Source organism: Glutamicibacter sp. BW77 (assembly GCF_002332285.1).
Classification (GTDB): Bacteria; Actinomycetota; Actinomycetes; order Actinomycetales; family Micrococcaceae; genus Glutamicibacter; species Glutamicibacter bergerei.
Map to the genome: position 1 here is coordinate 21,893 of NZ_NRGT01000062.1, position 24,847 is coordinate 46,739.

Sequence of the window (24,847 nt, forward strand, 5' to 3'; positions counted from 1 at the left end):
ACTGGTAGGACTCGGTTTTCTGATGCTCGTACTTGAGTCGGGGCGCAAAGTCCAACAAAGAAACGAGTCTTCATCTGAGCTTCAATTTTGGTAAGTTACCAACATGCAGATCAGGCAAGAAGTCTTCGACGACAGAGCAGGAATTTATGCTGTGACGCATGCGGCCTTCAGCAAAGACGATCACCTGGTTGAGCCAAGCGAAGTCGGATTGGTTCAGCAACTCTTCGAATGCGACGGCTATTCGCCGGCGTTTTCACTAGTAGCCACGAACGGTAACACCGTCATCGCCCACGTGATTGCCACCTGGGGAACAGTAGATGGCAAGCACAAGCTGCTGGGCCTAGGTCCGTTGACGGTGGCACCCGAGTATCAGGGCAAGGGAGCCGGTACTGCGCTGATGCAGGCTATTTCCGACCGCGCCGAGAGTGAGCATGTGTCGGGCATCGTACTGCTCGGGTCGACGGGTTATTATCAGCGTTTTGGCTACGAGCCGGCCGTTAGCCGCGGCATCATTCCCTCGGATCCTGTCTGGGGCGATCACTTCATGGTTCGGGTCTTTGACGAACGGTCGCTTCCTACCGGCCACTATCGCTACGCGGCGCCATTCGGCTGCTGAAGTGCGCGCGGTGATCAGTCGAAGATCGATAACCAAGACAGCGCAAAACCTAGCACGCCGGCACCCAGCAGGAACTTAGCGAGCACGGAAAAGATCTCCAAAGATTCCTGTGGATCGTGGCGCACCAGCCGGCTGTGGGTTTTGCTGTCCACGAGGACCGTTTGCCAGCCGCATTCCATGGAGCGGCGTTCGGTGTAAGTCAGCTGCCGTTCATGCATCCCGTCCGGTGCCATCCAACGGATGGATGTCTGATTCCCCTCGGTGAAAACGAAGGCATCAAGGTATTCGGTACCGGCCTTCAATTTCTTTTGTCGTTGCGCTAGGAGCAGGCAGAGCAGGCCAAGTCCGAGCCCGATCCACGCAAGAATTTCACCGATGACGGAGATCGTGTCCACAATATTCACTGGTGTTACCTTCATGCTGGCATCGATGGGTGACGCCGCTGCGGTAAGGCTGACAACTTCGCTATTTGGAATCTAGCAAGCTAGGCGGCGGATCTTGTTCATCGCCATCCAAGAAGCAAAAGTTTATTAGGTGAATAATCTGATTGATGGCGGCAAGAAAGAATCCAAGGCCTTGTTGCAGTGCCATGAGTAGGGCTCCTGCGGATAGCCGCTGTGCTCCGGATGAATCCGGTGAACGGTACGCGGCACGGAATCTGGGAACTGAAGGGAAAGACCCGGCTCAACGTCGTTGACGGCTACTGGAGGCACGCGGTAGATATTGCATTATGGAAACTCCCCAGCCATCCGAACCGCTGTCCTTCACAGTTAGTGGACACATTTCCAAAACCTGTCATGAAGTGTACGAAGCCGTCGCAGACTCAGACCAACTCTCCTGCTACTTCACCACCGGAGGAGCCAAAGGGCGTTTAGAGGTAGGGACCGAAGTGACCTGGGACTTTCACGATTTTCCCGGTCGTTTCCCGGTGCAGGTAATCCAAAACATCCAGGATAAGAAGATCGTCATAAAATGGGCAGGGGAGTGGGCGGCAGCGGATGACGGAATGAATACCGTCACCTTCGAATTCCAGCCCATAGCTGAGGCAACACGCACCAAGGTGAAGATCACCGAGGCGGGATGGCTTTCCACGCCGCAGGGGCTAGCTGGCGCCCTCGGTAACTGCGAGGGGTGGACCGGAATGCTAGCTGCCATGAAGATCTGGCTGGAGCACGGAATCAACCTGCGTGAAGGTTTCTACAAATAACTCTTGCTACTCCATCAACGGACGAATTTCCACACTGCCGTAGGACAGGTGGGGCATGCGCCGGGCGATTTCCTGTGCCTGTTGCTCCCCGGCCGCCTTGATAGCATGCACCGCAAAGATGATTTCGGCATCGGTGTCTAGCTTATTGGTTGAATCGAGCGAGCAAACTATCCCGCGGTCTTGGACGGCGAAAGACGAGATGAGGATATCATCGGCTTTCAGCGCCGTATCCAGTGATTCCCACTGGAGCATTTCTGCGTCGGATTCTTCGCTTGGTGGTTGCGGTCCTGTGCCCGGGAGGTAGCGGTGGATCAGTAGGTGGGTTGCATTGTTCACGAGGACTCCTTCGCGTCGTGGTCTGATTGCCACCGACGTTACCGGATCCTGATTGCCACCGACGTTTCCGGATCCTGATTGCCATCCAACACCAAAGGGCTACCAATTCTGAATGAACTGATAGCCCCTTGAAGCGTGGCGTCTATTCCACCGCGTTGTGTAGCTTGGTGCTCAAACGTTGCAGTTCAATGAATTCTTCCTCGCTCATCGCCTCACCTAACAACAGGTGCAACTGCTTGACGTGGGCACGGCCGATTTCCTGCTGCATGGACAAGCCCGCTTCGGTCAGCTTCAGCCGGCTGGCACGCTGATCGCTGGGATCGGTGCAGCGGCTGACCAGCCCGCGCTCTTCGAGCCGGGTGATCATCCTGCTCAAACTCGGCTGGGAGATCAGCAGGTGCTTATTCAGGTCAACTAGCCGGGTCTCATTTTCCGGAGCATGGCGCAGGTTGAATAGCACGTCGTACTCGCGCAGGGAGAGCTTCGCGAATTCAGGCATGGTGGTAATCTTCCTCATCACCGCGACCTGTGCTCGAAAGAGCGCCTCCCACGCATCTGTGGTGACCTTCAGCGTTGCTTGGGTGTTACTGGTCCCGGTCACTGACTTCTGGCTCCTTAGCGGCGTTGGCTTGCTCAACTACCAGTTTAGCGTTGCGGGCAGCCACGCGTCCGGCGTGAGTTGGCGCCTGCGCGATATCAGGAGCTGCACGGGAGGCCATTTCCTTCTTCAGCTCCGGCAATACGTACTCGCCGAACATATCCAGTTGGTTCAGCACGGTCTTCAGTGGAAGACCTGCGTGATCTATGAGGAAGAGCTGGCGCTGGTAGTCGCCGAAGTACTCCTGGAAGCTCAAGGTCTTTTCCAGTACCTGCTGTGGGGAGCCCACAGTCAGCGGAGTCTGTGCGGTGAAGTCTTCCATTGAGGGGCCATTGCCGTAGACCGGGGCATTGTCGAAGTAGGGGCGGAATTCCTTGACTGCCTGCTGGGAATCCTTGGCCATGTAGAACTGGCCACCTAAGCCAACCACGGCCTGGTGTGCTTTTCCGTGGCCGTAGTGCTCGTAACGTTCACGGTAGAGGTCGATGAGCTGCTTGTAGTGTTCCTTTGGCCAGAAGATGTTGTTGGCAAAGAATCCGTCACCGTAGTACGCGGCGATCTCTGCAACCTGTGGGGTGCGGATGGAGCCGTGCCAGACGAATGGTGCCACATCATCTAGTGGACGTGGGGTAGAGGTGAAGTTCTGCAGCGGGGTGCGGAACTTTCCTTCCCAGTTGACTACGTCTTCATCCCAGAGGCGGCGCAGTAGGTTGTAGTTCTCTACCGTCAGGTTCACCGAGTCCTGCATGTTCTTACCGAACCATGGGTAGACCGGTCCGGTGTTGCCGCGTCCCAGAACCAGATCAACACGGCCTCCGGAAAGGTTCTGCAGCATCGCGAAGTCTTCAGCGATCTTCACTGGGTCGTTGGTGGTGATCAACGTGGTCGCGGTGGAAAGGATAATGCGTTCGGTCTGCGCGGCAATGTAGGCCAGTGTAGTGGTGGGGGAGGATGAGAAGAATGGGCGGTTGTGGTGCTCGCCGATAGCGAAGACATCCATGCCGATTTCTTCGACCTTTTTAGCGATAGCTACCGAGGCGTCGATACGCTCTTTTTCGGTAGGGATCTTACCGGTGGTTGGATCGCGGGTGATGTCGCTGACTGAAAAGACTCCGAATTGCATGTCCACTCCTTGGCGTCGAGGTACGTTCTGCGCTTACCTCTAATTTATATGCGTATGCATGTAATAACAAGTTGACGTGTCAAATATTCCCGGAGAATAGCTGTGGTGTCGAACACTCGTGATGATTAGGGGCTCACAATTTCCGCGCGGTAGGCGGTCAGCGCGGCGTCCACTCGGTTGCGTGCACCGAGCTTGAGCATAATCGCAGTCATATGGCCTTTGGCCACCGCCTCGGTGAGCACCAGCCGGGCAACGCGCGGGGAGAGGGGTGCGGCCCCCTCGGCCACCGCAAGAACCGCGCCGAGCAGCTCCTCGGGCTCCGAGCTCTTGAGCCTGAATCCGGACGCTCCTTCGGACGCGGCCCGATAGATGTACTGCTCCACGCCGAAGATGATCAGGATCAGCACCTTGGCTTCCAAGTTCACCGGCAGTATGGGCGCCGTCGTGCCGATCCCCGCCAGCTGTCGCAGGCGGACATCCATGGGGATCACAGATAGGTTCAACTGTGCGGCCAACTTGATGGCTCGCACACCGTTCTGTGACTCGCCAAGGATCAAGAACTGCTGGTGGCTCTGGTCGAGTAGGCACCAAGGCATAGATGAATCTGAACATCGATCTTTTTGCGGCAGGTGCCCGGAGTGGGAGATGCTATGAGCGTTTTAGTGGCTGACAAGCCCGTACATCATTAGCTGTGAGGAAAACCTTTGACGAAGGTAACCATCCGACAGGTGTTCGAACCCATTTACTTACCATTGAGCCATCGCCACTGACAATCTCCAAATCGCAATAGACGGGAAGACTGCCACCGCTTTTCCAGTTGTCGTTTGTTATTTGGCTCGTGGTATCTGCCTTGGTGAACGAGGGTTGGTCCTCAGTGAGAACAGCAACTCCGTATTGCGTCCATGGTTGGATGTCTTGGCGACCAACGCGAGTGGTGTGCGCAATTTTCCATGTTTCGCCTTCAATGACCAGCGTGATCTCTTCGTAAATGTCCCAAACGTATCCCTCGCGGTCGGTGCTGGAATCGTGAGGGCTACCGTACATCTTTCTTTGCACTTTGAACGTATTCGCGGATGGGCTTGCAAGTGATTCTGGAGTGCCTACAATCTCGGCCCAGCCGATATGTGCCCAGTGCTTTGCATAGTCATCCGCGTTCCATGTATCTCGTAACTCACGCGAGAGATGGACTTTCCCATTTTCAGGATCGGCGCTGGACGCCGCATCATAATAGTTACGGATGATATCTGTCGCGTCCTCAATCGTTGCATAGCTGCATCTGAGGAGTGCTTCCCGCACCCAGTTGGCGTTGGAATTGCATTGCGATGCCCGAAAGGCGTTAGATGTGCCGCCCAAAGCGAGAAGCGTTGCAAGCAGCGATGCGACAGCCCCAGCACCTATGACGAATGTCCAAAGTCGTGCCCAATTCGTCTTCTTAGTAGATTGTGCGTTTGTGTTTTCCCCAAGATCGTTGTCTTTCATTTTTTTCCCCCAAGAAAAACTGCTAATAGCACCCCCAAGGTACGTTCTGTAATGGTTGTCTTTTACTGAATTAAAGTCAAGCAAAATTGCTCGCAGCGCCACTTCAACCTGGACGTCGCAACTTGGTCTCGATCTGGTTAACGAGGAAAGGGTAGTTTTCTGCTTTGGAACGGTTCTGTCCTCCGCATTTACTGCCCATGTCAGATACGGACATTTTCGATTCCCGTTTTGCGGGCCAGCTCTAGTGGTGAGTGGAGTCCTTCGTCTTAGTTGCATTCATGGGTTAAACCCTTTGGTGATCAGTGGGTAGGGTAGAAGTCGTGAGCACCGGTAATTTCCTAACTGAACCCAGTGGCCCAACTCGACCACACATGGCGATAGTTCGTACGGTGTTCCTTATTGGCGCAATGCTTCTTGGTCTGTTCGCAATGCATGTCCTGAACAACCCAGTTTCGGTTTCCTCCTCGATGCCAACTGCCCAGATGCAAATGCTTGAGCATGATCCAATGCATCATGCTCCGGTCGCAGACCCAGAACATAGCTCCGAGCATGGGTGCGCTTCCTGCCCGATGGGCCACGAAATGTCAGCCGCGGGATGCATTCTAGCGTTACTGGCCATGCTGCTTTTCTTGCGACCTCCACGTACTGTGCAAACGCGGACGCTAAGGCAATTCCTTCTCATACCAACGTTGGCGCTGATTCGGGGTACTTCGCCGAATAAACCTGACCTGATTGCTTTGGGGATCTGCAGAACGTGAGCGGCCGGCGGACTTTGGAAGCCCGCCGCTGATTTGCCACGCACGTTCCGATCCAATCAGGAGATCCAGTAATGAAGACACAGACCTTATTTTTCAGCGCCCTCACACTGAGTGCCATGCTCATACTGTCCGGCTGTGCCGGCGATCCGCAAGAGGCGCCGGCACAGAGTCCCGCGGCCTCCGCATCGCACTCGGGCCACTCTATGTCGCAGTCAGTCTCCGCAAACGACGCAGACATGGCCTTCGCCTCGGGCATGAAAATGCACCACGAACAGGCGATCGAAATGTCCGATATTCTCCTGGAAAAGGAGAGCATCCCCGAAGATATCGCGGCATTGGCCACACGGATCAAGGTTGCGCAATCGCCGGAGATTGAACGCATGGACCGCTGGCTTGCCGATTGGGGTATGTCCGATTTAATGGACCACCCAAGCATGGAGCATGGTGACGGCATGGTCCCGAAAGATGAAATCAAAGCGCTAAAGGAAGCTTCCGGAAAGGAAGCCGCAAAATTATTCCTTGAACAGATGATCACCCACCACGAAGGTGCCGTGGATATGGCCGAGACCGAGATCAACGAAGGAAGCTATCCAGCGGCCATCGATTTATCGAAGGACATCGTCAAATCCCAGAATGAAGAAATCCAAGAGATGAAACAGCTGCTGGCAGCGCTGTAATCGAACCATGAATCAGGAAGGATTGAGGCAAAACATGTTCAGAACTCTTGTAATGAATCGCTGCATTGGCCGACGAATGGTTGGACCAGCGGCTGTAGCGGTCGTGGCGCTTGCCGCACTAACAGCCTGCAGCAGCGCACCCGATCCGGCTGTCAACGGTGGGCAGACGGTGGTTGATGCCGCGCAAACCGGTGATTTCCTCGCCGAGCTGGGTCTTGAAGGACTCGATGCAAAGCAGGCGATAGACAAACTTGATCGCTTACCCACGGAGCAGCGACCTAGCGAGTTCACCGCCCAGGTGCAGCCCTCCCAGCTGGTGCTGACCCATCAGTCGGGCCGAACCGCATGGCTGCCGATGCCCAAGGATCAGTACTACCTCTCGGCAGCACCTTATGTGAATCAGACACATAGCTGCCATTTCCACAGCCTTACTACCTGTCTGGGGGAGCTGTACGGCGAGGAAGTGAAAGTGAAGGCCAGCAACGCGGAAACCGGTGAGGTGCTGGTGAACAAGTCTGTGGAAACCTTCGGCAACGGCTTCATTGGGCTCTGGGTTCCACGCGGAATCACCGTGGATCTGGAATTTACCTATGAAGGTAAAACCGCGAAGAGCACCGTGTCTACCGCAGGGGACACAAATGCCACCTGCTTGACGCAGCTTCGTCTGGTGTAGCCATAGCGTTTCGTAGTTGATTAAGTATTTGGGGCTGTCTCCGGCAATGGAGACAGCCCCAAATACCGGACCGCTCTGTGCGGCGAGCATTTTACGTCGCGCGGGCCAAATGGTGCTTGATCACAGGAATGCACTACGGCCAGAGGTTGCCGATAGGCTACGAAGATGGATAACCAGCAGGCACAGCTGCCCAATGAAGACGAGCCACAGGTTGCTACCTCTTTGTGGGTCAATTATGCACGCAACGGCGCGCTGATTGCAGTTTTTCTGTTGATGATCTGGTTGGCGTTCAACGTCCACCTGCCATCCATTGAAGAGATTAGAAATATGGCGGATGCCACCACCTGGACTACTCGGCTGTTGTTCATCGGAGCCTATGCATTGGTGGCCTTGACCCCGATTCCGGTGACCATTATGGCCACCGCTGGCGGGTTGCTCTTTGGAATCTTCGAAGGCACCATCTACTCCCTCATCGGGGTAATGCTCGGTAGCTGGGGAGCCTACTGGATTGCTCGGGCACTGGGCCGGCAGACGGTACGCCGGTTTCTAGGCAGGCATGCTGCCACGGTGGAGCAGAAATTGGAGTCCCGGGGGCTGCTGGCTGTGTTTATGTTGCGTCTGATGCCAGGAATTCCCTATTGGCCGGTGAACTACGGCAGTGGAGCCTTCGGAATAACACAACGCGAATATCTCGTTGCCAGCGCGCTCTCGGTGATTCCGGGTCAGCTGTCCTTGGTGGCTATCGGATCCTTCATTGCCGTGCCTTCGTTCTTCCACGGCGCGGTGATTGTGGTTGCTTGGATCATTGTGGCGGTACTGACGGTCTGGGCTTATCTGCGTTGGCGCCGTCAAGGTAAAGCTGTGATCCTCGGGGCGCCGAACGCCTAGTCTCGGAGCTACCGAATATTGCACGCTGAAACGCACTTAACTAGGTTCGCACCGCAACCTGGTGGCATGATGCCACCCTGGTTGCGGTGCGAACTTGTCTCTCTGCTTGTGCTGCCTAGACTCTGATTGGTGATTACTTTTGGCGTCGCAGTTGTGCGCGATCCCGCCACGCAGCCGTTGACCAAAGCGCCAACGCAATTAATACTGGTTGGAAGAAGAGCCTGGCAAAGCGTTTGCCATCGGTGTCTAGCCCAAACCCATCGCGGCCTTCTTGCCATTGGACAAGGTTTCCAGGGAAGACTGCGAGGAAAAAGAGTGCAACAACCCAGCCGACATGGACCCGCTTTTTGAGCAGTGTCAGTAGCGAGAGTCCTAACCCGATTTCCGCAACTCCGGAGAGTATGACGGTCAGATCCGGGTCCAGCGGGACGAAGTGGGGAACTTGAGCTTGGAACTCTTCACGCGCAATGGTGAGATGGCTGATTCCTGCAAAGGTCAAGAACGAGCCCAGGACAACGCGCGCGCTATGACGAGCGAATCCAAGGGGCTTGGCCTCAGAAGTGGAATCTAGCGCGGGTCTCTTAGTCATCGCTGACGCTGACGGTGACATCGATATTTCCGCGAGTTGCATTGGAATACGGGCAAACCTGATGGGCCGCATCTGCCAGATCTTGAGCCTGTGCATGATCCATTTCGGGAATGACAACTTCAAGCTCGACGGAGAGTTTAAATCCGCTGTCCCCGTCACGGTGCAAGTGAACGCGTCCGCCGACACTGGAGTTCTCGATCTTGATCTTGCGACTGCGGGCCACCGAATGTAGCGCCGAGTGGAAACATGCGGCATAGCCAGCGGCGAAGAGCTGTTCCGGGTTTGTCCCGGTTCCCGAGCCACCCAATTCAGTTGGGGGAGTGAGGTTCAAATCGAGCTTGCCATCAGCGGTCTTCACGCGTCCTTCACGTCCGTGGCCGGTGGAGAGCGACTCTGCAGTGTACAAAGATTCCATGATGTTGCCTTTCGGTGTGGTTGAGGGTTGTGCGGTCTTTCCTCGGCCTATGTGTCGGGGGAAGAAATCTTTTGCATTGATTCTGTGACCCGGTGCAGCGAATCGAGCAGGGCCTGCGCGGCCTTGAGATCCGGGAGTCCGGTACCGCAAGCAATCTGTGCGGGAATATGTGCCAGGTCGTTTTGTAGTGCGCGACCGCCTGAAGTCAAGCTCACGTTGACGACGCGACTATCTTGACCGTCGCGTTGCCGGACAATAAATTCTTTGTCTTCCAAGCGTCGCAGCAGCGGTGACAAAGTTCCCGAATCAAGTTGTAGTACTTCGCCTAGTTCGCGGACCGGCTTTTCGCCTTCCGTCCACAAAATGACCAGTACGAGGTACTGGGTATATGTCAGTTTCCACGGTGCCAGCAGCTCCGTGTACGCCCGGGTGGTTGCCCGGCTCGCGGAGTAGAGAGCGAAACAGACCATCTCATCGACTATTGCCATGGAATAATCATTGCACGCAATTTAATTGTGCGCAACCTAAATTGAGAATTAAAGAATTTCCCCAATATCGCAAGTCGAGGTGCAGGATTAAAAACAACGGATCGAGGAGCGCTCTGGGTTGACGCGTGCGCCAAAAGCAAACGGGTCTGCAACCACTAAAAAGTGGTTGCAGACCCGTTCGGTTCACCAGCCGAAGTGACTACTCCTTGGGCTTTTCGTTAGCCTTGTTCATCATTTCCTCGAACTCGCGGCGTTCCTTACGGGTGACCGGAATCTGCCCGGTGAGGGGATTAACTACCTGCTCGGAAGGATTCACAGGTTTGGCCGGTTGCTTTGAAGCCGACTTTGCATCCTTAGCAGGTTTTTCAGTGACTTTTTCAGCAGTGCGCTTGGAAGACTTCTTTACCGGCGCCGGAGCGGGTTTTACCTCCGGAGCGGAGGAGATCTTGGCACTAGCTCCATCCATGGCAAGCGAAAGGTCCTGAGCGGCGGTGTGCTGCTCGGTTGAGTGCTTACGTGCCGCACGGTTCAACATGCGCTTTTCCTTGCGCGACTCCACCAACCGGTAGAGCACTGGAACCAGAATCAGGGTCAGCAGGGTCGAGGACACCAGGCCACCAATGACCACCACAGCCAATGGCTGGGAGATGAACCCGGATTGGCCGGTGAGGCCCAGTCCCATAGGAACCAGCGCGAAGATGGTCGCCAAGGCGGTCATCAAGATTGGGCGCAGACGTTGCCGGGCACCTTGCATAATCGCCTGGTCCAGGGCCATTGCAGCGCGCTCGGGCGTATCTCTGCGGTATTGGTTGATCAGGTCAATGAGCACAATTGCGTTAGTCACCACAATGCCCACCAACATCAACATACCAATCAGTGATGGCAGACCCAGAGGGATGCCCGAAATCAGCAGCAGGCCAATGGCGCCAGTGGCGGCGAATGGAATGGATACCAGCAGAACTAGTGGCTGAATCAATGACTTAAAGGTTGCCACCATGATCACGTAAACAATCGCGATGGCAGCTAGCAGTGCGAGGTAGAGCTGGTTGAAGGAGTCAGCCTGCTCGGTGGCCGCGCCACCAAGCTCGACACTGGCGCCCTCAGGAAGCTGCACCGAATCCAGACGTTCTGTGACATCCTTGGAAACCGCACCGAGCATATTCTCTGCTGGGGTCAACGTGACGGTAGCAATGCGTTCACCATTGGAGGTGGTGACCTGCTGGACGACTTCGGTGCGATCCACCTTGGCAAGATCTTGCAGCTGAAGAATTCCGGTAGCGGTAGGGATCTGTAGCTCGCGCAGCTTGGTCAGACCGTTCAGATCCATGCCTTCACCAATCTGCACGGTCATATCCGTGTAATCCAGGCGCAGGGTGCCGGCCGGGACGGTCGAGACCTGGGAAGCGACCATTCCGGCGAGCTGAGTTTCAGTCAACCCTGCTTCTGCGGCCTTTTCTGCATTGATATCAATGGAGACTTGTTCACGTTTAGCCGAGAGATTGTCGCTAATCCCGGTGACGTGCTCGGTGCCGGTTAGCGCCTCACGCATCTTGTCGGTGGCCTCGCGCAGGATCTCTTCATCCGGTGCCTTCACCTCGACGGTGACATCGCTGGACATCATGGCCGAGGAGTTGGAACCGAAGCTGAGCGTCAAGTCCTTGGAAAGATCCAGCGACTCAACCTGAGTGCGTACCGTGTTGGTCAATTCTTCCTGATCAACATCAGGGTTTGTGATCACGGTGAAGCTTGCGGTATCGGCGCCGGAGGCAAACATGGCAGCCATGCCGCTGGCGCTGCCAACGGTCATCTGAACGTCTTCGATTCCATCGATGTCCTGAAGCTTCGCTTCAACCTTGTCCGCTTCCTTCAATGTGGTGCCCAGCGCGGTACCCGAAGGCATTTTTGCGGTGACCGAGATCGAGTTCTCGCCAGTGGAGCCCAGCAAGTTGGTGTTCAGCAGTGGAGTCATCGCCACGGTGCCGGCAAGGATCACTACCGATGCCAGCAAGGTGATCACCGGGTGCTTCTGGGTGCCGTTGAGTACCGGCACATAAAGTCGCTGCAGCCAAGACTTATCCTCGGCCACATGTACGGTGCGGGTTACCCCTGTGCCCGGGCGGTGCGGTAAGAACCAGTAAGCGAGCACCGGAACAATGGTCAACGAGACCAACAGCGAGGCAAGCAGCGCAATAGTCATGGTCATGGCGAAGGGACTGAATAGCTCACCGGCCATGCCGCCGACCATCGCGATGGGTAAGAACACCGCCACGGTGGTCAGTGTCGCGGCGGTAATTGCGCCTGCCACTTCCTTCACCGCAAGCAAGATGGATTGGGCCTTAGATTCTCCGTGGGAAAGGTGTCGTTTGATGTTCTCGATTACCACAATCGAGTCATCCACCACGCGGCCAATGGAGATGGTCAGTGCACCTAGGGTGAGCATGTTCAAGGTGTAGCCGAATACGTTCATCCCAATGAAGGTGGCCAGCAGGGACAGCGGGATGGAGATCGCAGTGACCAGGGTGGAGCGAACCGAGAAGAGGAAAACTAGGATGATGATCACTGCGAAGCCAAGACCTAGTGCGCCTTCCAGCGCAAGGTGGCTGATGGAGTCTTCGATAAATGGTGCCTGATCAAAGATGGTGGTCATCTTTGCCTTGTTTCCAAGCTCAGATTCCAGATCAGCAATCATCGCGTTGACCGCATGGGAGATCCCTACGGTGTCACCGGCTGGGGTTTTTGTGACCTGGATAGACAGGGTCTCTTCACCATTGGTGCGGGTGACGCTGGTGGCTTTATCGGCTTCGACAGAAACCTTGGCAACATCCTTGAGTAGTACCGGACCGTTGTCGGTGACCAGTGGGATGTTCTTGATGGTGTCTAAGCTATCAGGGGTAGAACCGGCAATGACCGGCAGTTCCAGACCATCAACGTTCATATTGCCGATAGGCATGGGCGAACCGGCATTTTCGATGCCGTCTTTCAAATCAGCCACGGTGAGTCCGGACTGATTCATCTTTCCATCATTGGGAATCACCGCAATGTGCTGGGAAGCGCCGCCGGAAACCGAAGCCTCGCGTACCCCTTCAATTTTCTGCAGCTTAGGCAGCGCAATGCGTTCAACATCATCGTTCAGCGCTTCCAGCGACTGATCCGAGGAGACCGCAAGCATCAATACTGGCAGGTCGGCAATGGAGCCGGCCAACGCGGTAGGTTCAACATCCTCGGGAAGCTGGGACTTGACGTTGGAGATAGCGCGCTCAACCTGGGAGCGTGCGCGGTCCATGTCGGTACCGTACTCGAAGGTTAATGCGATACGGGTGAAACCCGCCTGCGAGGTAGCGGTAGAGGATTCAAGTCCCTCGACCGCCTGCAGCGCGGTCTCCAGCGGAGCTGCGACCTGCTCGTCCACCACGTCGGGGCTCGCACCCATCTGGGTGGCCATCACCGAGATCTGCGGGAACTCCATGGAAGGGATCAGTTCTTGCTTCAAAGATCCCATAGAGATCACGCCAAAAATGGCGGCAAAAACCGTGATGAGCGCAATAAGCGCCCGGTTCTTTAATGACAAGGTGGCCAAGCGCTGCATGCGGGTGTAGTCCTAGCGGTGTCGTGAAGTGAGGGGTTTAAAACAACTTTAGTTGGTTGTAAGCGCGCAACGGTCTCTAAGAGATGTAAACCACCCAATATCATCCAAAGGGTTGACGATGACTGTTCAAAAAGTTCTCGTAGTCGCGGTTGTTCCTGAGCACATGAAGTGACACCAAAGAGAGGACTGGGGTCATTTTGTCGGTGCTTGATCCTATGCTCAGGGCTACTTGGTCACGAATAATATTCCACCGGCCAAGGACACTCGTTGAATGTTCTAGGGGGCATCATGTCAATTCTTTTCAACCCACCGCCTGCATGGCGTGCTTACCTGCCGGAGGATTTTGTACCGGCCGCTGATTGGATTCCGGAACGTGCGTGGGGCGCGCCACCAGTTGGTTGGCCTATGTGGGTCGAATCCACGACTGGTGCGGCATCCGAACCTCCAATTGAATATCAAGCTAATCCCTACCTGTATATGTCGGTGATGCCCGCCTGGGATGCACCAGAAACCTCTCAGCGAATTGCACCGGATATGGCGTCCAGGCACAAGCCAAAGAAGCGACCACTGAGTCGTGGAAAGAAAATTGGTCTTGGCGTGGTTGCTGGTGTCCTCGTTATTGGTGTCATCGGGGCACTGGGCGGAGCAGGTGATGAGCAACCCGCGCCGGTTGCTGCAAGTCCAAGTCCAAGTGCGGTGGAGGCCAACGCCACCCTGGAATCGACAGTAGAACCGACTACTATTTCATCGGCAAGCGCCGAAGCGGAAGCCAGCGCAAAAAAGGCTGCCGCAGAGCAAGAACAGAAGGATGCCGCCGAAGCTAGTGCCAAGGCGGAAGCAGAGGAAAAGGATAAGGCCGAGGCTAGCGCTCAAGCAGAAGCCGAAGCGAAGGCTGAAAAAGAGGCTGGAACACTGAGCCAACAAAATGCCCTAAGCAAGGCCAGTGACTATTTGGACTACACCGCATTTTCTAAGACTGGGCTCATCAAACAGTTGGAATATGAAGGATACTCAAACAGCGATGCCACATGGGCTGTTGCGCGAGTGAGCGTCGACTGGAATGAGCAGGCAGCGTTGAAGGCAGCCGACTATTTGGATTACACCTCATTTTCCAAATCTGGTCTCGTAGACCAGCTCATCTACGAGGGCTACACCAAGAAGCAAGCTGCCTATGGGGTGAGTACTACGGGCCTATAAAAGGGTGTCTGATCCACACAGCTATTAACGGACAAGACCCGTTCACCAAAAACGGTGAACGGGTCTTGTCCGTAGCTAAGAGACTAGATCAGTTCCAGAGTCTTATCGGTTGCTGCCTTGACCTCTGCGTACAGTGCAGGGTTTTCGTTCAGCTTCTGACCGTAAGAAGGAATCATTTCCGCAAGCTTCGACTCCCAGCCGGCGAACTGCTTCGGGAAGCAGCGCGAGAGCAGACCAACCATGATTGGGGTCGCGGTCGAGGCGCCAGGGGAGGCGCCGAGCAGACCGGAGATCGAACCATCCGAAGAGGTGATGACCTCGGTACCGAACTGAAGGACACCGCCCTTCTTGGCATCCTTCTTGATGACCTGTACGCGCTGACCGGCGGTGATCAGTTCCCACTTCGAGCCATCTGCCTCTGGGAAGTACTCGGCCAGAGCCTCATCCTTCTTAGCACGTGACTTGAGCACCTCCTTGATCAGGTAGGTGGTCAGTGACATGTTGTCCTTGCCAACTGCAAGCATCGGGATGATGTTGTGCGGACGCAACGACAGTGGCAGGTCAAGCTGGGTGGTGGACTTCAGGAAGTTCATCGAGAAGCCAGCGTATGGGCCGAACATCAGCGAACGCTCGCCGTTGACGAAGCGGGTGTCCAAGTGTGGCACCGACATTGGTGGGGCACCGACCGAAGCCTGTCCGTACACCTTGGCGTGGTGCTGGTTGATGATGGTCTCATCGGTGCAGCGCAGGAACTGTCCGGAGACTGGGAAGCCGCCGAAGCCCTTGATCTCATCGATGCCAGAGTGCTGCAACAGTGACAGTGCGCCGCCGCCTGCACCGACAAAGACGAACTTAGCCTTGACGGTCTTGACCGCGCCGGTGGCGTTGTTCTTCACCGTGATAGCCCAGCCAGCACCGTCGCGCTTCAAACCCTTGACCTTGTGGCCGTAGTTCACCGAAGCACCATTGGAAGCCAACGAGTTGGTCAGATCCTTGGTGAGGCGACCGAAGTCAACGTCGGTACCGGAGGTAACGCGGGAGGCAGCGACCTTCTGCGCGCCGTCGCGTCCCTTGGCAACCAGCGGTGCCCAATCGTTGATGGTGTCTAGATCGGTGGTGATCTCCATATCGCCAAAGAGGGCGTTAGGCTTCAGCGCATCGTAACGTGCCTGAAGGTACTTGGAGTGGTCTTCACCAATAACGAATGACATATGTGGCAATGCGTTGATGAACTTCGCGTCGGAGACGCGCTTGTTCTCAACTGCCCACGAGTAGAACTGGCGTGATACCTGGAACTGCTCGTTGATTCCAACCGCCTTAGCGGGGTCAACGGTGCCGTCGGCCTTGGCCGGGGCGTAGTTTAGTTCGCACAGTGCCGAGTGACCGGTACCTGCGTTGTTCCATGGTGAGGAGGATTCCTCGCCGGCCTTGTCCAAGTTCTCGAAAAGACCAATGGACCAGGTCGGTTCCAGCTGGTTGATCATGGTGCCAAGGGTGGCACTCATGATGCCGGCACCGATTAGTACTACGTCAAATGATTCGGTTGACGTTTCAGAAGGCACGAGGATCTCCATCGACAGTGGTACTTTGCTCTACTACAGCCTAGACCCAGTAGCGCACCGGTTAAAAATCGTTAACTGGATAGTGCGGGTGAATTAGTCATCTGCACATCCAGGTAGCTCTCATTGAGCATAGGTGAGGACGGGTAGTAAGTGACGTTGGAATTGAAGGCCAACGCAGAGATGGGAAATACCAGTGGGACCAGCGGTAGATCCGTGTTCAGTGTCCTCAAAATTCCGGTCAAAGCCGCGGTACGTTCGTCCCCAGCGGGCAAGGAACGAGCCACCAAAGCCTGTGAGTCAAGCAACTTAGAGGTGTATCCGAACTCATGTTCTTTAGTGTCCAGAATTCCGGAAATAAAGTCATCTTCTAGCCGGTAACCGCCGGAGAAACCTAAGAGATGCAGCCCGGTGAAGTCCTTTGAACGAATCTTTTGCACATAACCATCGGTCCACGGAATCGGGCGCGGCTTGATTCGAATACCCACGGTGGCTAAGTCTTCGGCAAGTTGGGCGAAGGTGCGCTCGGGCAGCGGTAGATAGCTGCGTGAGACCCGCAGCGGGTAGGCAAACTCAATGAGCTCACCCTTGTAGCCAAGGCCGGCCAAGAGTGCCTTGGCCTTGTCGACGCTGTGCGTAATGGTGTCTTCAGGATCTGGAACGCCAAAGGTTGGTGGCAAGATGCTCTGCGCGGCCTTGGAGCCTTGCAGAAAAAGCTTGTCTGCCAGCGAGCCGCGGTCAATTGCATGTGCGATAGCCTTACGGAAGTCTGCCTTGGCCAACCAGGTGTTTCGTCGGTCCATTCCGAGATACAGCACGGAGAACGGGTCACGTTGCACTACCACCTTGGCATTACGTACCAAGGTGCGCATGATGTCTACCGAGACCGTGTCAAAGCCGTCAATTTCCTCGGCCATCAGCGCGCTTTCACGGTTGTACGGTGAGGAGATGGAGGAGACCTCCACCAGCTGCGGGTGGTTGGGATTATTTCCCAGCTTTGCCTTGTCCCAGTAGCCGGCGAAGAGTTCCAACTTCACAATGCCATCAGCATTGGAGACAAACTTGTACGGGCCGGTACCGATCGGCGCGGTGAGCAGGGATTCGCCTGGATTGGTCTTTGGTCCACCGGTCAGGGAGTTCGGAGCGGCGATGGCCATGCCAGGGAGGGTAAACGCTTCGATGAGCCCTACGCGGCGTCGGCGCAGCTTCAGCGTAACGGTGTAATTGTCGGTGGCTTCGACGCCAGCAAAGTAGCTGGCGCTGCCTCCGGAAGATTTGCCAATGAATAAGTCACCGGCAAAAACAGTCTTAAGTTTTTCAAGTTCTGCCAAGCGCAGAGTCTCCGCGGTGCGCTGTTCCTCGCTCAGCTCTTCGCCCTTTTCCAACTTCAGTTTCAGCTCGGCCTCGGTGGGCAGCTTCGGGAGATTTTCTTCGTGATGGAATACGTGGCCGAAACCTTCGGATGCATGTTCCGCCAAGGGTTTGGGCAGCTTGACCCAGCGGTTGAAGTTGGCCACGACCGCTTTGGCGTTGAAGGCGCTGCCGTCATGGAAGGTGACACCGCGGCGCAGGGTGAAGGTGTAACGCAGTCCGTCTTCGCTCTCGGTCCAGGCTTCGGCGAGCCCAGCAATGGGGCTACCAGTATTTGGATCAATGGAAATCAGGGTTTCATACACCTGACGGGTGATCCGGAAAGACTCGCTGTCATTGGCTAAGGCTGGATCCAGGTATACCGGGGGAGCGGAAGAGGCTAGACGTAGCGTGCGTGGGGTAGCCGGCTTACTGGGTGAGGCGCTCACCGAAGCCTGCGCTTGGCCGTCCTTGGAGGTGCAGGAAGCTAGTGCCAACGTTGTCGCAGCGAGTGATCCGGTGAGCATCATGCGTCGCGTCACGAGATGGTGTTGCTTCGAAGGCACAGTGAAGACTCGACTTCCTGGTAAATGGTCGCGGTACCGAACCAAAAGAAATCAGCAGATTTCTCGGTGGTGAACGGTTGGGTATTTATCAAAGATAGCGCACACGACTTGCGGCACCCCGAGTATCTGACGGGATGCCGCAAAGTAGCATCAAATCGTTAGCTAAAAAGCCTTAGCGGGTGATCTGGTGCACAGCGTTTTCGCCGAGTTCGCCCGCGGACCATGCTTTGAGCTGTCCTTTGAGCAGCTTGACCATACGAGGGAAGAATGCCGCGGTATTTCCGCCGTTGTGCGGCAAGATCAATGCGTTGGGGCACTTCCACAACGGGTGATCAGCCGGCAATGGCTCAGGATCAAAAACATCTGAGGCAACCGAGAGCCGGCCAGAGGCTACCTCGGCTACTAATGCGTCGGTATCAACTACCGGCCCGCGAGCCACATTGACGATTAGCGCACCATCAGGAAGTTTGGCGAGCAGTGATGCATCCACCAGATGGTGGGTGGAATCGTTGAGCGGCACGATCAGTATTAGTACCTCAATCTCCGAGGCACGCTGGGCTAGCTGATCAATGTCCAACACTTCGCCGTGTTCATCGGTACGGGCACGGGAGCCAAAGCGCATTAGGTTGATCTCAAAGGGTGCTAGACGTTTGTGGATTTCCTCGCCTATGCCGCCCACGCCCACTAGACCTACGGTGCGGTCCGCCAGTCCGCGCCACTGCATGGGATTCCATTTGCCCTCGGCCTGATCGCGTACTGCTTGTGGGAACCCGCGCAACGAGGCGATGGCCAACCCCACGGCCATCTCGGCGGTAGCTGCCGCATGGACTCCTGCAGCGGTGGTGATGTTGGCACGGTCGCCGACCAGATCAACTAGTCCGTCAAAGCCCGTGGTCTGGGTTTGTACATGGGTGACGTTCGGTGCCTGACCGATGTTGCGCAGGCTGTGCGGGGAGGCCATGTACGGAAAGATCGTAATATCAATCTGTGCTAAGTCTGTAACTGGTTCATTAACCAAGTCCCAAATGACCGGCGTGAGGTTCTCCGGTAGCGGGCCGACAGCGTCGAGGAGTTCTTGGGTTGGGAAGGAAACCGTGCGTTGGTTGCTCATGGGTTCACTGTACAAAGTTGTGAAGCTCTACGGAATAACCCCAAGTCATCTCCTGTAACGAAGGTCACCGGAAGGCAGATGCCTCTCGATTTGCACTCCGGCTGAAAGCTGGTAAAGTTTTATCTCGTTGCGAAAGCGCGAAGCACAAAAAGCTTCTAGAACATCGCAGCGGGCGCCTCTAGCTCAATTGGCAGAGCAACTGACTCTTAATCAGTAGGTTTCGGGTTCAAGTCCCGAGGGGCGCACAGTAGAAAAGGTCGGACTTCGGTTCGGCCTTTTTGCATTTCCGAGAGCTTTTGCCACGGTACCCGCTTTCAAAGTATTTGCTGGTGATGTAAGTCCTAATGGTTATCTGTTTTGGCAAGTTTCTGTACACACTTTTTGGGACTTAGCTCGAAACGTGGGTTGCTCGGTACAGGCTTACCCTAAATTTCCAGCCGAACCCCATAGATTAGTTTGTGGAACATTTCTTGCTGATCCAAGACCGTATGATCGGACATGAGCCAGAATTTTTAAGGATTCGAGGGGGCTTCTGCCTTGGCAGATAACGAAGTAATTGAACAACACCGCCAGTCGGTCAGTGACCTATCGGCGCCGGGTGAAGCCTTGGCCAGAGATTCTGCGCACGTGACCGTGCGAAACCCCGACTGGTTCACCGAGGTGGAGCCGGGTGTGTGGGTGGCCACCGATGTGCGAAAGCAACTGCACGAACAATTAAAAAACGAATTCTTAGCTGCCGTGCCAGAAGTTCGCGCAGACCGGCGTGCCTTGGTTCTAGCGGGCCCTCCTGGAGCTGGCAAAAGCACGCTCCTTGGCCAGGTGCTTGAAGGGAACCTAGAGCACTATGTGGTCATTGATTCTGATGAATTCAAAGAGGCGCTGCTTCGCGAGGCGCAATCCGACGGCAGCTACGAATCATGGATCAAACCCCAGATTGTGAAAGATCTGGAAGCTCAAGGTGAAGAATTCTTCCCCCTGGACCTAGCCACCCTGGTTCATGAGGAATCTTCGATACTTGCCGAGCAGCTACGCAGCGACTGCATTGACTTGGGATACAACCTGGTTGTCGACAAGGTACTCGCTTCGCTCAAGCCGGCTCTAGAGTTGATCAGCGACCTAGACGCTGCACGCTATAGCGTGCAGATTATTGAGGCGCATGTTCCTTATGAAGTCTCTGAACAGCGCATCACCGAGCGCTGGGAAGAAATGCACGAGGCCTCATTGGCCGGTGAAGATGATTTAGGTGCCCGGTGGGTACCGTACGAATTTGCTCGAGAGGTATTCAATGGACCTGGCGATAAATCTAAGCCGGAAGCGGTAGCTGAACATTTGGCCAATGAATGTTCTGCTGTGCGTCGATATCGCGTGTATCGCACCACCGGTGAGGCGCTGAATGGTGCGGCAGGCTATGGGCAACTGCGAAGCGACTTCCGCCGTGCTGAACGCGGTGCACCTCTGGTTGAATTTGAGGTTGAAAGCAGGGTCTAACCCCTTTCGGGATTGCCTTCGGCGCTAAATGTGGCTCAAGCCACGCAGGTATTTTTGATTGATTTTTCGTGAAATCGCATCAAAAATGTCCTCATTTCACCGTTGACTAGTATTTATATGCCATCGGTGGGGGAGGGGGGGCGATTTTCCTTTTAGGGGTAGTTCTGCCTATGATTATCTACGTCGCAAAGACATGTTCCGGAAACGGACTAGTCAGAGCGAAGTAAGCGCCTCTAGCTCAATTGGCAGAGCAACTGACTCTTAATCAGTAGGTTTCGGGTTCAAGTCCCGAGGGGCGCACCATTAGATCCGGTCTGAATTCTTCAGATCGGATTTTTTGTATACCCAGCAAAAGGAGTTCTACCGATGAGCAACGAAGCAACCACGCCTACTCGCTTAGCAGTAGGGGATCAGGCCCCAGACTTCACTTTGAGCGATGCCGAAGGTAACGAAGTCTCGCTGTCCAGTTACCAGGGCAAGAAGACTATCGTGTACTTCTACCCAGCTGCCTCGACACCGGGCTGCACCAAGCAGGCCTGCGACTTCCGTGATTCTCTATCCTCGCTGCAGGGCCTGGGCTACGAAGTTCTCGGAATTTCTCCGGACGGCGTGACCAAGCTGGCCAAATTTGTTGCCAAGGAAGAATTGAACTTCCCACTGCTGGCAGATGAAGACCATAAGGTCGCCGAAGCCTATGGCGCATGGGGCGAAAAGAAGAACTATGGCCGCACTTACGAGGGCCTGATTCGTTCCACCGTAGTGCTCGACGAGCAGGGTAAGGTCACGCTAGCTCAGTACAATGTGCGTGCTACAGGTCACGTTGCAAAGCTTCGCCGTGACTTGGGGATTGACCCAAAGTAGCTCCAAGATTCGCCGATTTTATATCTGTGAAAAAGTCCGCTATGCTTATTGAGGTCGAGTTACCGGGCTTCAAGTCGGTGTAGCGCGAGCGAGTATGGCGGAATTGGTAGACGCGCTGGATTTAGGTTCCAGTGTCTTCGGACGTGAGAGTTCAAGTCTCTCTACTCGCACCAAAGATATAAAACCTCCCGGACTTCTAAAGTTCGGGAGGTTTTGTGTATCCGGCGAAAAACTTGGGCAGCCTATGTGTCATAGCTCCCACGCAACGCGGGAGTAAGCTTTGGAAGAGTGTTCCCACGCGGGAAACGATGTAAGTGAAATTCAAGGGGTGGAATGTGGAGCGCGAAAAGCTGCCCACGATGTTTAGTCTGGCGCAATCGGATCCAGAGCAAGCCCTCATACCCCGCGCCGATATTCCCGCGCAGGATCTAGAGCAAATCGACCGCATCATGGCTGAATTTGGACGGTTGCGCGCGGTGGAACGGCGCATCATGCTTCGCAGCCAAAGCTACATGAAGCTCAACGAAACCGATATGCGCGCCATCCGCCAATTGATTTCCGCTAAGCACGCAGGTGAAGCCGTCACCCCGAGTCTGCTTGCACGCCACTTGGGCGTCACCACCGCCTCGGTGACTAAGATGATTGACCGGCTCGAAGCCGGTGGACACGTGATACGCAAACCACATCCCACCGACCGGCGCTCCCAACAGGTGGAAGTCAGTGCAGAAACCCACCTCGCCGCCCGCGAACAAGTTGGACGTCACCACGCCAAGCGCTTCGACGTAGCGCGCAATTTGAGCTCCGCCGAACGTGATGTAGTGATTCGTTTCCTCGCCGGCACCTCCGACGCCCTGCAAGATAGCCTTGACGGGAATGAACCGCAGGCTACCGAGCCGGGTAAATAATCGTTTAGTTCTTGCTGGCTTCGGCCTGCGACACGATGCTACGCAGCATCGAGGAGAAGATGAGCCCATGAAATGGGTACACCGACCACCAATACAGGCGCCCGGATAGTCCCCGGGGGAAGAAGATGGCTCGCTGGGTGAGCCGCGTCTGCCCGTTTTCTTCCGGGCTTAGTTGGAATTCAAGCCACGCGTTTCCGGGCACTCGCATTTCTGCACGTAAACGCAATAACTGGCCAGGTTCTAGAGCTTCAACCCGCCACCAATCCACCACATCTCCCAAGGCTAGGCTTTCGCGTTGCCTACGGCCACGGCGTATTCCCACACCGCCAGCGAGTTTGTCCATGAGTCCCCGCGCTTTCCAGAGCAGTGGGAACGTGAAGTAGCCCGCTTCTCCACCAATGCGCCCCACCACAGCAAACAATCTTTCGGCGCTGGCGGTGGTACGCGCGGTCCGCTGATCTAGGTAAACCCGGTGTCCTGCCCAGTCTGGGTCTGAAGGCAACGGGTCAGCCGGAGCAGTGACCGGATGGGAGGTGGCCCAGTTAGTCTCCACCGAGTCGGAACGGATCTTCTCAAGGGCTAGCGCCACCGCACGCGGGTAGTCTGTTAGGCCTCCAGCAGGGCGTTCAATCAGCTCATCAATATCCCAGTTGCGCATCACGCAGTCATGCTGCAATGAATCAACTAAGGCTCCGGCGAGCGTGTGGGGCAGGGGAGTGACCAGATTGACCCAATGCGAAGCCAAACGTGGGGTGAGCAACGGCAAGGCAATAACCCAAGGTTGACGCAATCCGGCCTCGGAGGCGTAACTGCGCATCAGCTGCGCGTAGCTATAGGCGCTGGGGCCGCCGATATCGTAGGTCCCTTGCACCCCGTGCGGAAGTTCGGCGCAGCGAGCTAAGTAATGCAGAGCATCGCGCACGGCTATGGGCTGGACCTTATTGAGCACCCAGCGCGGGGCCGGCATTACTGGCAACACATCGCTGAGGTGACGGATCATTTCAAAGCTTGCAGAACCCGAACCAATGACTAGTCCGGCTTGCAAAGTAAGCAACGGAACCGAGCCGGAACCTAGGATCTGACCCACGCTCACCCGCGAAGATAAGTGATCGCTGAGTTCTCCCTCTGGATGGAGCCCGGACAGATACACCAGCTGTCCTACCTGGGCCTTGGTCACAGCACGCAGCATGTTGCGTGCGCCGTCTTCCTCGGCTTGCTTAAAGTTCTTGGTGTTGGACATGGAATGCACCAGGTAGTAGACCACGTCGGCTCCGGCGCAGAGCTCAGCCACTGCTTCGGGGTCCTCCAATGTTCCAATGACCACCTCGACCTGCGCGCGCCACGGCACATCGCGAAGGCGTTCTTCATTGCGCGAGAAAACCCTCACTTGGTGCCCACGTTCCAGCAGTAACGGGACTAGTCGCCCGCCAATGTAGCCGGTGGCCCCGGTGACGGCAATGACGCTCATGGTCGGCTCGATTCTGTGCGGTGGCGTTGTGAAAAGGCGATGGCTAGGGCGCCAATGAGTAACGCTGCTGCGATGACTAGCGCGGCGTATCCGACGAGTGTTGATTGATTGGTGCCGGTCAGTCGGCTATGCCCAATCCAAGCGATACCCCAGGTCATGGCCAATGCGGTGTAAATCTTTCCGTGGGTGTATCCAGTAACGCCCAAACCAATGATCGCTGCCACGAGCAAGAGCACTACCGCAGCGTAGGGTGCCCAAGCTGTATCAATTCCTACATTCCAAGAGGACAGAAGTGCTGAGGTGTTGGCAATACTCGCCACGCTCACCCACCCCAGATACAGGCCAAAGGTTAACCACATGATCCAGTGTTCGGCTCGTGAAGCGGTGCCGAAGTTCACCAGTCGCAGTAAAATCCAGATCAAAACCCCAAGCAAGATGAAAATCACAATGGTGCTTACCAGAAGTTGGTCTAGCTGGACCACGGCGATCCACGCGGCATTGAGCAATGCCGAGGCTGCCACGGGAACCCGCACAGCACGCAAGGTCTGTGAACGCCGGCCCTGGGGTAAAGCCTGATAGATCGCAAAGACTGCCAGTCCTAGATAAATGACACTCCAGATGGAAAAGGCTGGTCCTGAAGGGGCTAGCAAGGTTGAATCTGCGCTGAGGTATCCACCGGCGGCCTCCTGAATCGGGGTGCCGCCCATGGCTCCGCTGCCGATAAAAGCGGCAGTAATTGCGGCTCCTAAGGCGAGGATTTCCAATATCACCACCGGCCAGGACGCCGAGGTAGTTTCTTGTCGAGCTTGCTTCATCAGTTGCTCCGAAAGTTTGTTTGTTCGGTTTTCTCGATTGTCGGGTCGACAAATCAAGATACTTAACCCATGATGTATCTAGGGAAGCTAATAA

25 protein-coding genes and 3 tRNA genes are annotated in these 24,847 nt (G+C 55.6%); 12 read left to right on the forward strand and 16 right to left on the reverse strand.

Annotation, left to right across the window (positions count from 1 at the left end; all coding sequences use genetic code 11):
* Positions 1–103: 103 nt before the first annotated feature.
* Complete coding sequence (locus tag CIK74_RS10240) at positions 104–616, forward strand: N-acetyltransferase (protein WP_096256120.1); 513 nt, start codon at positions 104–106, stop codon at positions 614–616.
* Between the two features lie 14 nt (positions 617–630).
* Here the strand turns inward: CIK74_RS10240 and CIK74_RS10245 are convergent, their stop codons facing one another.
* Both CIK74_RS10245 and CIK74_RS19155 read right to left on the reverse strand, forming a co-directional pair.
* Positions 631–1,035, reverse strand: a complete 405-nt coding sequence (locus CIK74_RS10245) for a hypothetical protein (protein WP_141392924.1) — start codon at positions 1,033–1,035, stop codon at positions 631–633.
* Between the two features lie 46 nt (positions 1,036–1,081).
* Positions 1,082–1,207 (reverse strand): hypothetical protein, encoded by a 126-nt coding sequence (locus tag CIK74_RS19155; RefSeq protein ID WP_256382725.1) that lies wholly within the window; start codon positions 1,205–1,207, stop codon positions 1,082–1,084.
* Between the two features lie 139 nt (positions 1,208–1,346).
* Between CIK74_RS19155 and CIK74_RS10250 the strand changes: the two genes are divergently transcribed.
* The gene (locus CIK74_RS10250; protein WP_096256122.1) at positions 1,347–1,823 is read left to right on the forward strand and encodes an SRPBCC domain-containing protein; all 477 of its coding nucleotides are present in this window, start codon (positions 1,347–1,349) and stop codon (positions 1,821–1,823) included.
* 6 nt (positions 1,824–1,829) lie between these two features.
* On the opposite strand, the gene CIK74_RS10255 is transcribed toward CIK74_RS10250, so the two are convergent.
* From CIK74_RS10255 to CIK74_RS10275, 5 genes are all read right to left on the reverse strand, one after another.
* On the reverse strand, positions 1,830–2,159 hold the full coding sequence (locus CIK74_RS10255; RefSeq protein WP_096256123.1) for a YciI family protein: 330 nt from the start codon (positions 2,157–2,159) through the stop codon (positions 1,830–1,832).
* Between the two features lie 142 nt (positions 2,160–2,301).
* Complete coding sequence (locus CIK74_RS10260) at positions 2,302–2,760, reverse strand: MarR family transcriptional regulator (RefSeq protein WP_096256124.1); 459 nt, start codon at positions 2,758–2,760, stop codon at positions 2,302–2,304.
* On the reverse strand, positions 2,744–3,880 hold the full coding sequence (locus tag CIK74_RS10265) for an LLM class flavin-dependent oxidoreductase (protein WP_096256125.1): 1,137 nt from the start codon (positions 3,878–3,880) through the stop codon (positions 2,744–2,746). The genes CIK74_RS10260 and CIK74_RS10265 overlap by 17 nt, the downstream gene beginning before the upstream one ends.
* A 125-nt stretch (positions 3,881–4,005) precedes the next feature.
* Positions 4,006–4,476: a response regulator gene (locus CIK74_RS10270; RefSeq protein WP_096256126.1), complete on the reverse strand. Its 471-nt coding sequence runs from the start codon at positions 4,474–4,476 to the stop codon at positions 4,006–4,008.
* 52 nt (positions 4,477–4,528) lie between these two features.
* Positions 4,529–5,461: a hypothetical protein gene (locus CIK74_RS10275; RefSeq protein ID WP_141392925.1), complete on the reverse strand. Its 933-nt coding sequence runs from the start codon at positions 5,459–5,461 to the stop codon at positions 4,529–4,531.
* 727 nt (positions 5,462–6,188) lie between these two features.
* Here CIK74_RS10275 and CIK74_RS10285 point away from each other — a divergent pair.
* From CIK74_RS10285 to CIK74_RS10295, 3 genes are all read left to right on the forward strand, one after another.
* Complete coding sequence (locus CIK74_RS10285) at positions 6,189–6,794, forward strand: DUF305 domain-containing protein (protein WP_096256129.1); 606 nt, start codon at positions 6,189–6,191, stop codon at positions 6,792–6,794.
* Positions 6,795–6,828: 34 nt separating this feature from the next.
* On the forward strand, positions 6,829–7,467 hold the full coding sequence (locus tag CIK74_RS10290) for a CueP family metal-binding protein (protein ID WP_170947835.1): 639 nt from the start codon (positions 6,829–6,831) through the stop codon (positions 7,465–7,467).
* Between the two features lie 165 nt (positions 7,468–7,632).
* Positions 7,633–8,355, forward strand: coding sequence for a TVP38/TMEM64 family protein (locus tag CIK74_RS10295; RefSeq protein ID WP_240520519.1), 723 nt, complete (start codon positions 7,633–7,635; stop codon positions 8,353–8,355).
* Positions 8,356–8,488: 133 nt separating this feature from the next.
* Here CIK74_RS10295 and CIK74_RS10300 read toward each other — a convergent pair whose 3' ends face one another.
* The 4 genes from CIK74_RS10300 to CIK74_RS10315 form a co-directional block, all read right to left on the reverse strand.
* Entirely contained in the window at positions 8,489–8,944 is a 456-nt protein-coding gene (locus CIK74_RS10300; RefSeq protein WP_096256131.1) for a DoxX family membrane protein, read from the reverse strand.
* A complete protein-coding gene (locus CIK74_RS10305; protein ID WP_096256132.1) occupies positions 8,937–9,359 on the reverse strand; it encodes an organic hydroperoxide resistance protein in 423 nt (140 codons plus the stop codon). Before CIK74_RS10305 ends, CIK74_RS10300 begins: the two co-directional genes overlap by 8 nt.
* A gap of 47 nt (positions 9,360–9,406) precedes the next feature.
* Positions 9,407–9,847: a MarR family transcriptional regulator gene (locus CIK74_RS10310; RefSeq protein WP_240520520.1), complete on the reverse strand. Its 441-nt coding sequence runs from the start codon at positions 9,845–9,847 to the stop codon at positions 9,407–9,409.
* Between the two features lie 199 nt (positions 9,848–10,046).
* On the reverse strand, positions 10,047–13,433 hold the full coding sequence (locus CIK74_RS10315) for an efflux RND transporter permease subunit (RefSeq protein ID WP_096256133.1): 3,387 nt from the start codon (positions 13,431–13,433) through the stop codon (positions 10,047–10,049).
* Positions 13,434–13,721: 288 nt separating this feature from the next.
* On the opposite strand from CIK74_RS10315, the gene CIK74_RS10320 reads away from it, so the two are divergent.
* Positions 13,722–14,630: an Ltp family lipoprotein gene (locus CIK74_RS10320; protein WP_240520521.1), complete on the forward strand. Its 909-nt coding sequence runs from the start codon at positions 13,722–13,724 to the stop codon at positions 14,628–14,630.
* 83 nt (positions 14,631–14,713) lie between these two features.
* Here CIK74_RS10320 and CIK74_RS10325 read toward each other — a convergent pair whose 3' ends face one another.
* From CIK74_RS10325 to CIK74_RS10335, 3 genes are all read right to left on the reverse strand, one after another.
* Positions 14,714–16,204: a malate:quinone oxidoreductase gene (locus CIK74_RS10325; RefSeq protein WP_170947836.1), complete on the reverse strand. Its 1,491-nt coding sequence runs from the start codon at positions 16,202–16,204 to the stop codon at positions 14,714–14,716.
* A gap of 59 nt (positions 16,205–16,263) precedes the next feature.
* Entirely contained in the window at positions 16,264–18,081 is a 1,818-nt protein-coding gene (locus CIK74_RS10330; protein WP_205738272.1) for an ABC transporter substrate-binding protein, read from the reverse strand.
* A gap of 196 nt (positions 18,082–18,277) precedes the next feature.
* Positions 18,278–19,216 (reverse strand): 2-hydroxyacid dehydrogenase, encoded by a 939-nt coding sequence (locus tag CIK74_RS10335; RefSeq protein ID WP_096256134.1) that lies wholly within the window; start codon positions 19,214–19,216, stop codon positions 18,278–18,280.
* 172 nt (positions 19,217–19,388) lie between these two features.
* Between CIK74_RS10335 and CIK74_RS10340 the strand changes: the two genes are divergently transcribed.
* The 6 genes from CIK74_RS10340 (at position 19,389) to CIK74_RS10365 (ending at position 22,470) form a co-directional block, all read left to right on the forward strand.
* Positions 19,389–19,461, forward strand: a tRNA-Lys gene (locus tag CIK74_RS10340).
* 292 nt (positions 19,462–19,753) lie between these two features.
* Complete coding sequence (locus tag CIK74_RS10345; RefSeq protein ID WP_096256135.1) at positions 19,754–20,704, forward strand: zeta toxin family protein; 951 nt, start codon at positions 19,754–19,756, stop codon at positions 20,702–20,704.
* A gap of 227 nt (positions 20,705–20,931) precedes the next feature.
* A tRNA-Lys gene (locus CIK74_RS10350) sits at positions 20,932–21,007 on the forward strand.
* A 63-nt stretch (positions 21,008–21,070) separates the two neighbouring features.
* Positions 21,071–21,565, forward strand: coding sequence for a thioredoxin-dependent thiol peroxidase (gene bcp, locus CIK74_RS10355; protein ID WP_096256136.1), 495 nt, complete (start codon positions 21,071–21,073; stop codon positions 21,563–21,565).
* Positions 21,566–21,653: 88 nt separating this feature from the next.
* Positions 21,654–21,738 (forward strand) — tRNA-Leu (locus tag CIK74_RS10360).
* Positions 21,739–21,900: 162 nt separating this feature from the next.
* Entirely contained in the window at positions 21,901–22,470 is a 570-nt protein-coding gene (locus CIK74_RS10365) for a MarR family transcriptional regulator (RefSeq protein ID WP_096256185.1), read from the forward strand.
* 4 nt (positions 22,471–22,474) lie between these two features.
* Here CIK74_RS10365 and CIK74_RS10370 read toward each other — a convergent pair whose 3' ends face one another.
* Together CIK74_RS10370 and CIK74_RS10375 are read right to left on the reverse strand one after the other, a co-directional pair.
* Entirely contained in the window at positions 22,475–23,938 is a 1,464-nt protein-coding gene (locus CIK74_RS10370; protein ID WP_096256137.1) for an SDR family oxidoreductase, read from the reverse strand.
* The gene (locus CIK74_RS10375) at positions 23,935–24,753 is read right to left on the reverse strand and encodes a TspO/MBR family protein (protein WP_205738273.1); all 819 of its coding nucleotides are present in this window, start codon (positions 24,751–24,753) and stop codon (positions 23,935–23,937) included. The genes CIK74_RS10370 and CIK74_RS10375 overlap by 4 nt, the downstream gene beginning before the upstream one ends.
* Positions 24,754–24,847: the final 94 nt, after the last annotated feature.

Excerpts from the sequence above, each read along its gene's own strand:
- CIK74_RS10240 (WP_096256120.1), top strand. The coding sequence starts at position 104 with ATGCAGATCAGGCAAGAAGTCTTCGACGACAGAGCAGGAATTTATGCT.
- CIK74_RS10245 (WP_141392924.1), bottom strand. The coding sequence starts at position 1,035 with ATGAAGGTAACACCAGTGAATATTGTGGACACGATCTCCGTCATCGGT.
- CIK74_RS19155 (WP_256382725.1), bottom strand. The coding sequence starts at position 1,207 with ATGGCACTGCAACAAGGCCTTGGATTCTTTCTTGCCGCCATCAATCAG.
- CIK74_RS10250 (WP_096256122.1), top strand. The coding sequence starts at position 1,347 with ATGGAAACTCCCCAGCCATCCGAACCGCTGTCCTTCACAGTTAGTGGA.
- CIK74_RS10265 (WP_096256125.1), bottom strand. The coding sequence starts at position 3,880 with ATGCAATTCGGAGTCTTTTCAGTCAGCGACATCACCCGCGATCCAACC.
- CIK74_RS10270 (WP_096256126.1), bottom strand. The coding sequence starts at position 4,476 with ATGCCTTGGTGCCTACTCGACCAGAGCCACCAGCAGTTCTTGATCCTT.
- CIK74_RS10285 (WP_096256129.1), top strand. The coding sequence starts at position 6,189 with ATGAAGACACAGACCTTATTTTTCAGCGCCCTCACACTGAGTGCCATG.
- CIK74_RS10290 (WP_170947835.1), top strand. The coding sequence starts at position 6,829 with ATGTTCAGAACTCTTGTAATGAATCGCTGCATTGGCCGACGAATGGTT.
- CIK74_RS10295 (WP_240520519.1), top strand. The coding sequence starts at position 7,633 with ATGGATAACCAGCAGGCACAGCTGCCCAATGAAGACGAGCCACAGGTT.
- CIK74_RS10300 (WP_096256131.1), bottom strand. The coding sequence starts at position 8,944 with ATGACTAAGAGACCCGCGCTAGATTCCACTTCTGAGGCCAAGCCCCTT.
- CIK74_RS10305 (WP_096256132.1), bottom strand. The coding sequence starts at position 9,359 with ATGGAATCTTTGTACACTGCAGAGTCGCTCTCCACCGGCCACGGACGT.
- CIK74_RS10310 (WP_240520520.1), bottom strand. The coding sequence starts at position 9,847 with ATGGCAATAGTCGATGAGATGGTCTGTTTCGCTCTCTACTCCGCGAGC.
- CIK74_RS10315 (WP_096256133.1), bottom strand. The coding sequence starts at position 13,433 with ATGCAGCGCTTGGCCACCTTGTCATTAAAGAACCGGGCGCTTATTGCG.
- CIK74_RS10320 (WP_240520521.1), top strand. The coding sequence starts at position 13,722 with ATGTCAATTCTTTTCAACCCACCGCCTGCATGGCGTGCTTACCTGCCG.
- CIK74_RS10325 (WP_170947836.1), bottom strand. The coding sequence starts at position 16,204 with ATGGAGATCCTCGTGCCTTCTGAAACGTCAACCGAATCATTTGACGTA.
- CIK74_RS10335 (WP_096256134.1), bottom strand. The coding sequence starts at position 19,216 with ATGAGCAACCAACGCACGGTTTCCTTCCCAACCCAAGAACTCCTCGAC.
- bcp (WP_096256136.1), top strand. The coding sequence starts at position 21,071 with ATGAGCAACGAAGCAACCACGCCTACTCGCTTAGCAGTAGGGGATCAG.
- CIK74_RS10370 (WP_096256137.1), bottom strand. The coding sequence starts at position 23,938 with ATGAGCGTCATTGCCGTCACCGGGGCCACCGGCTACATTGGCGGGCGA.
- CIK74_RS10375 (WP_205738273.1), bottom strand. The coding sequence starts at position 24,753 with ATGAAGCAAGCTCGACAAGAAACTACCTCGGCGTCCTGGCCGGTGGTG.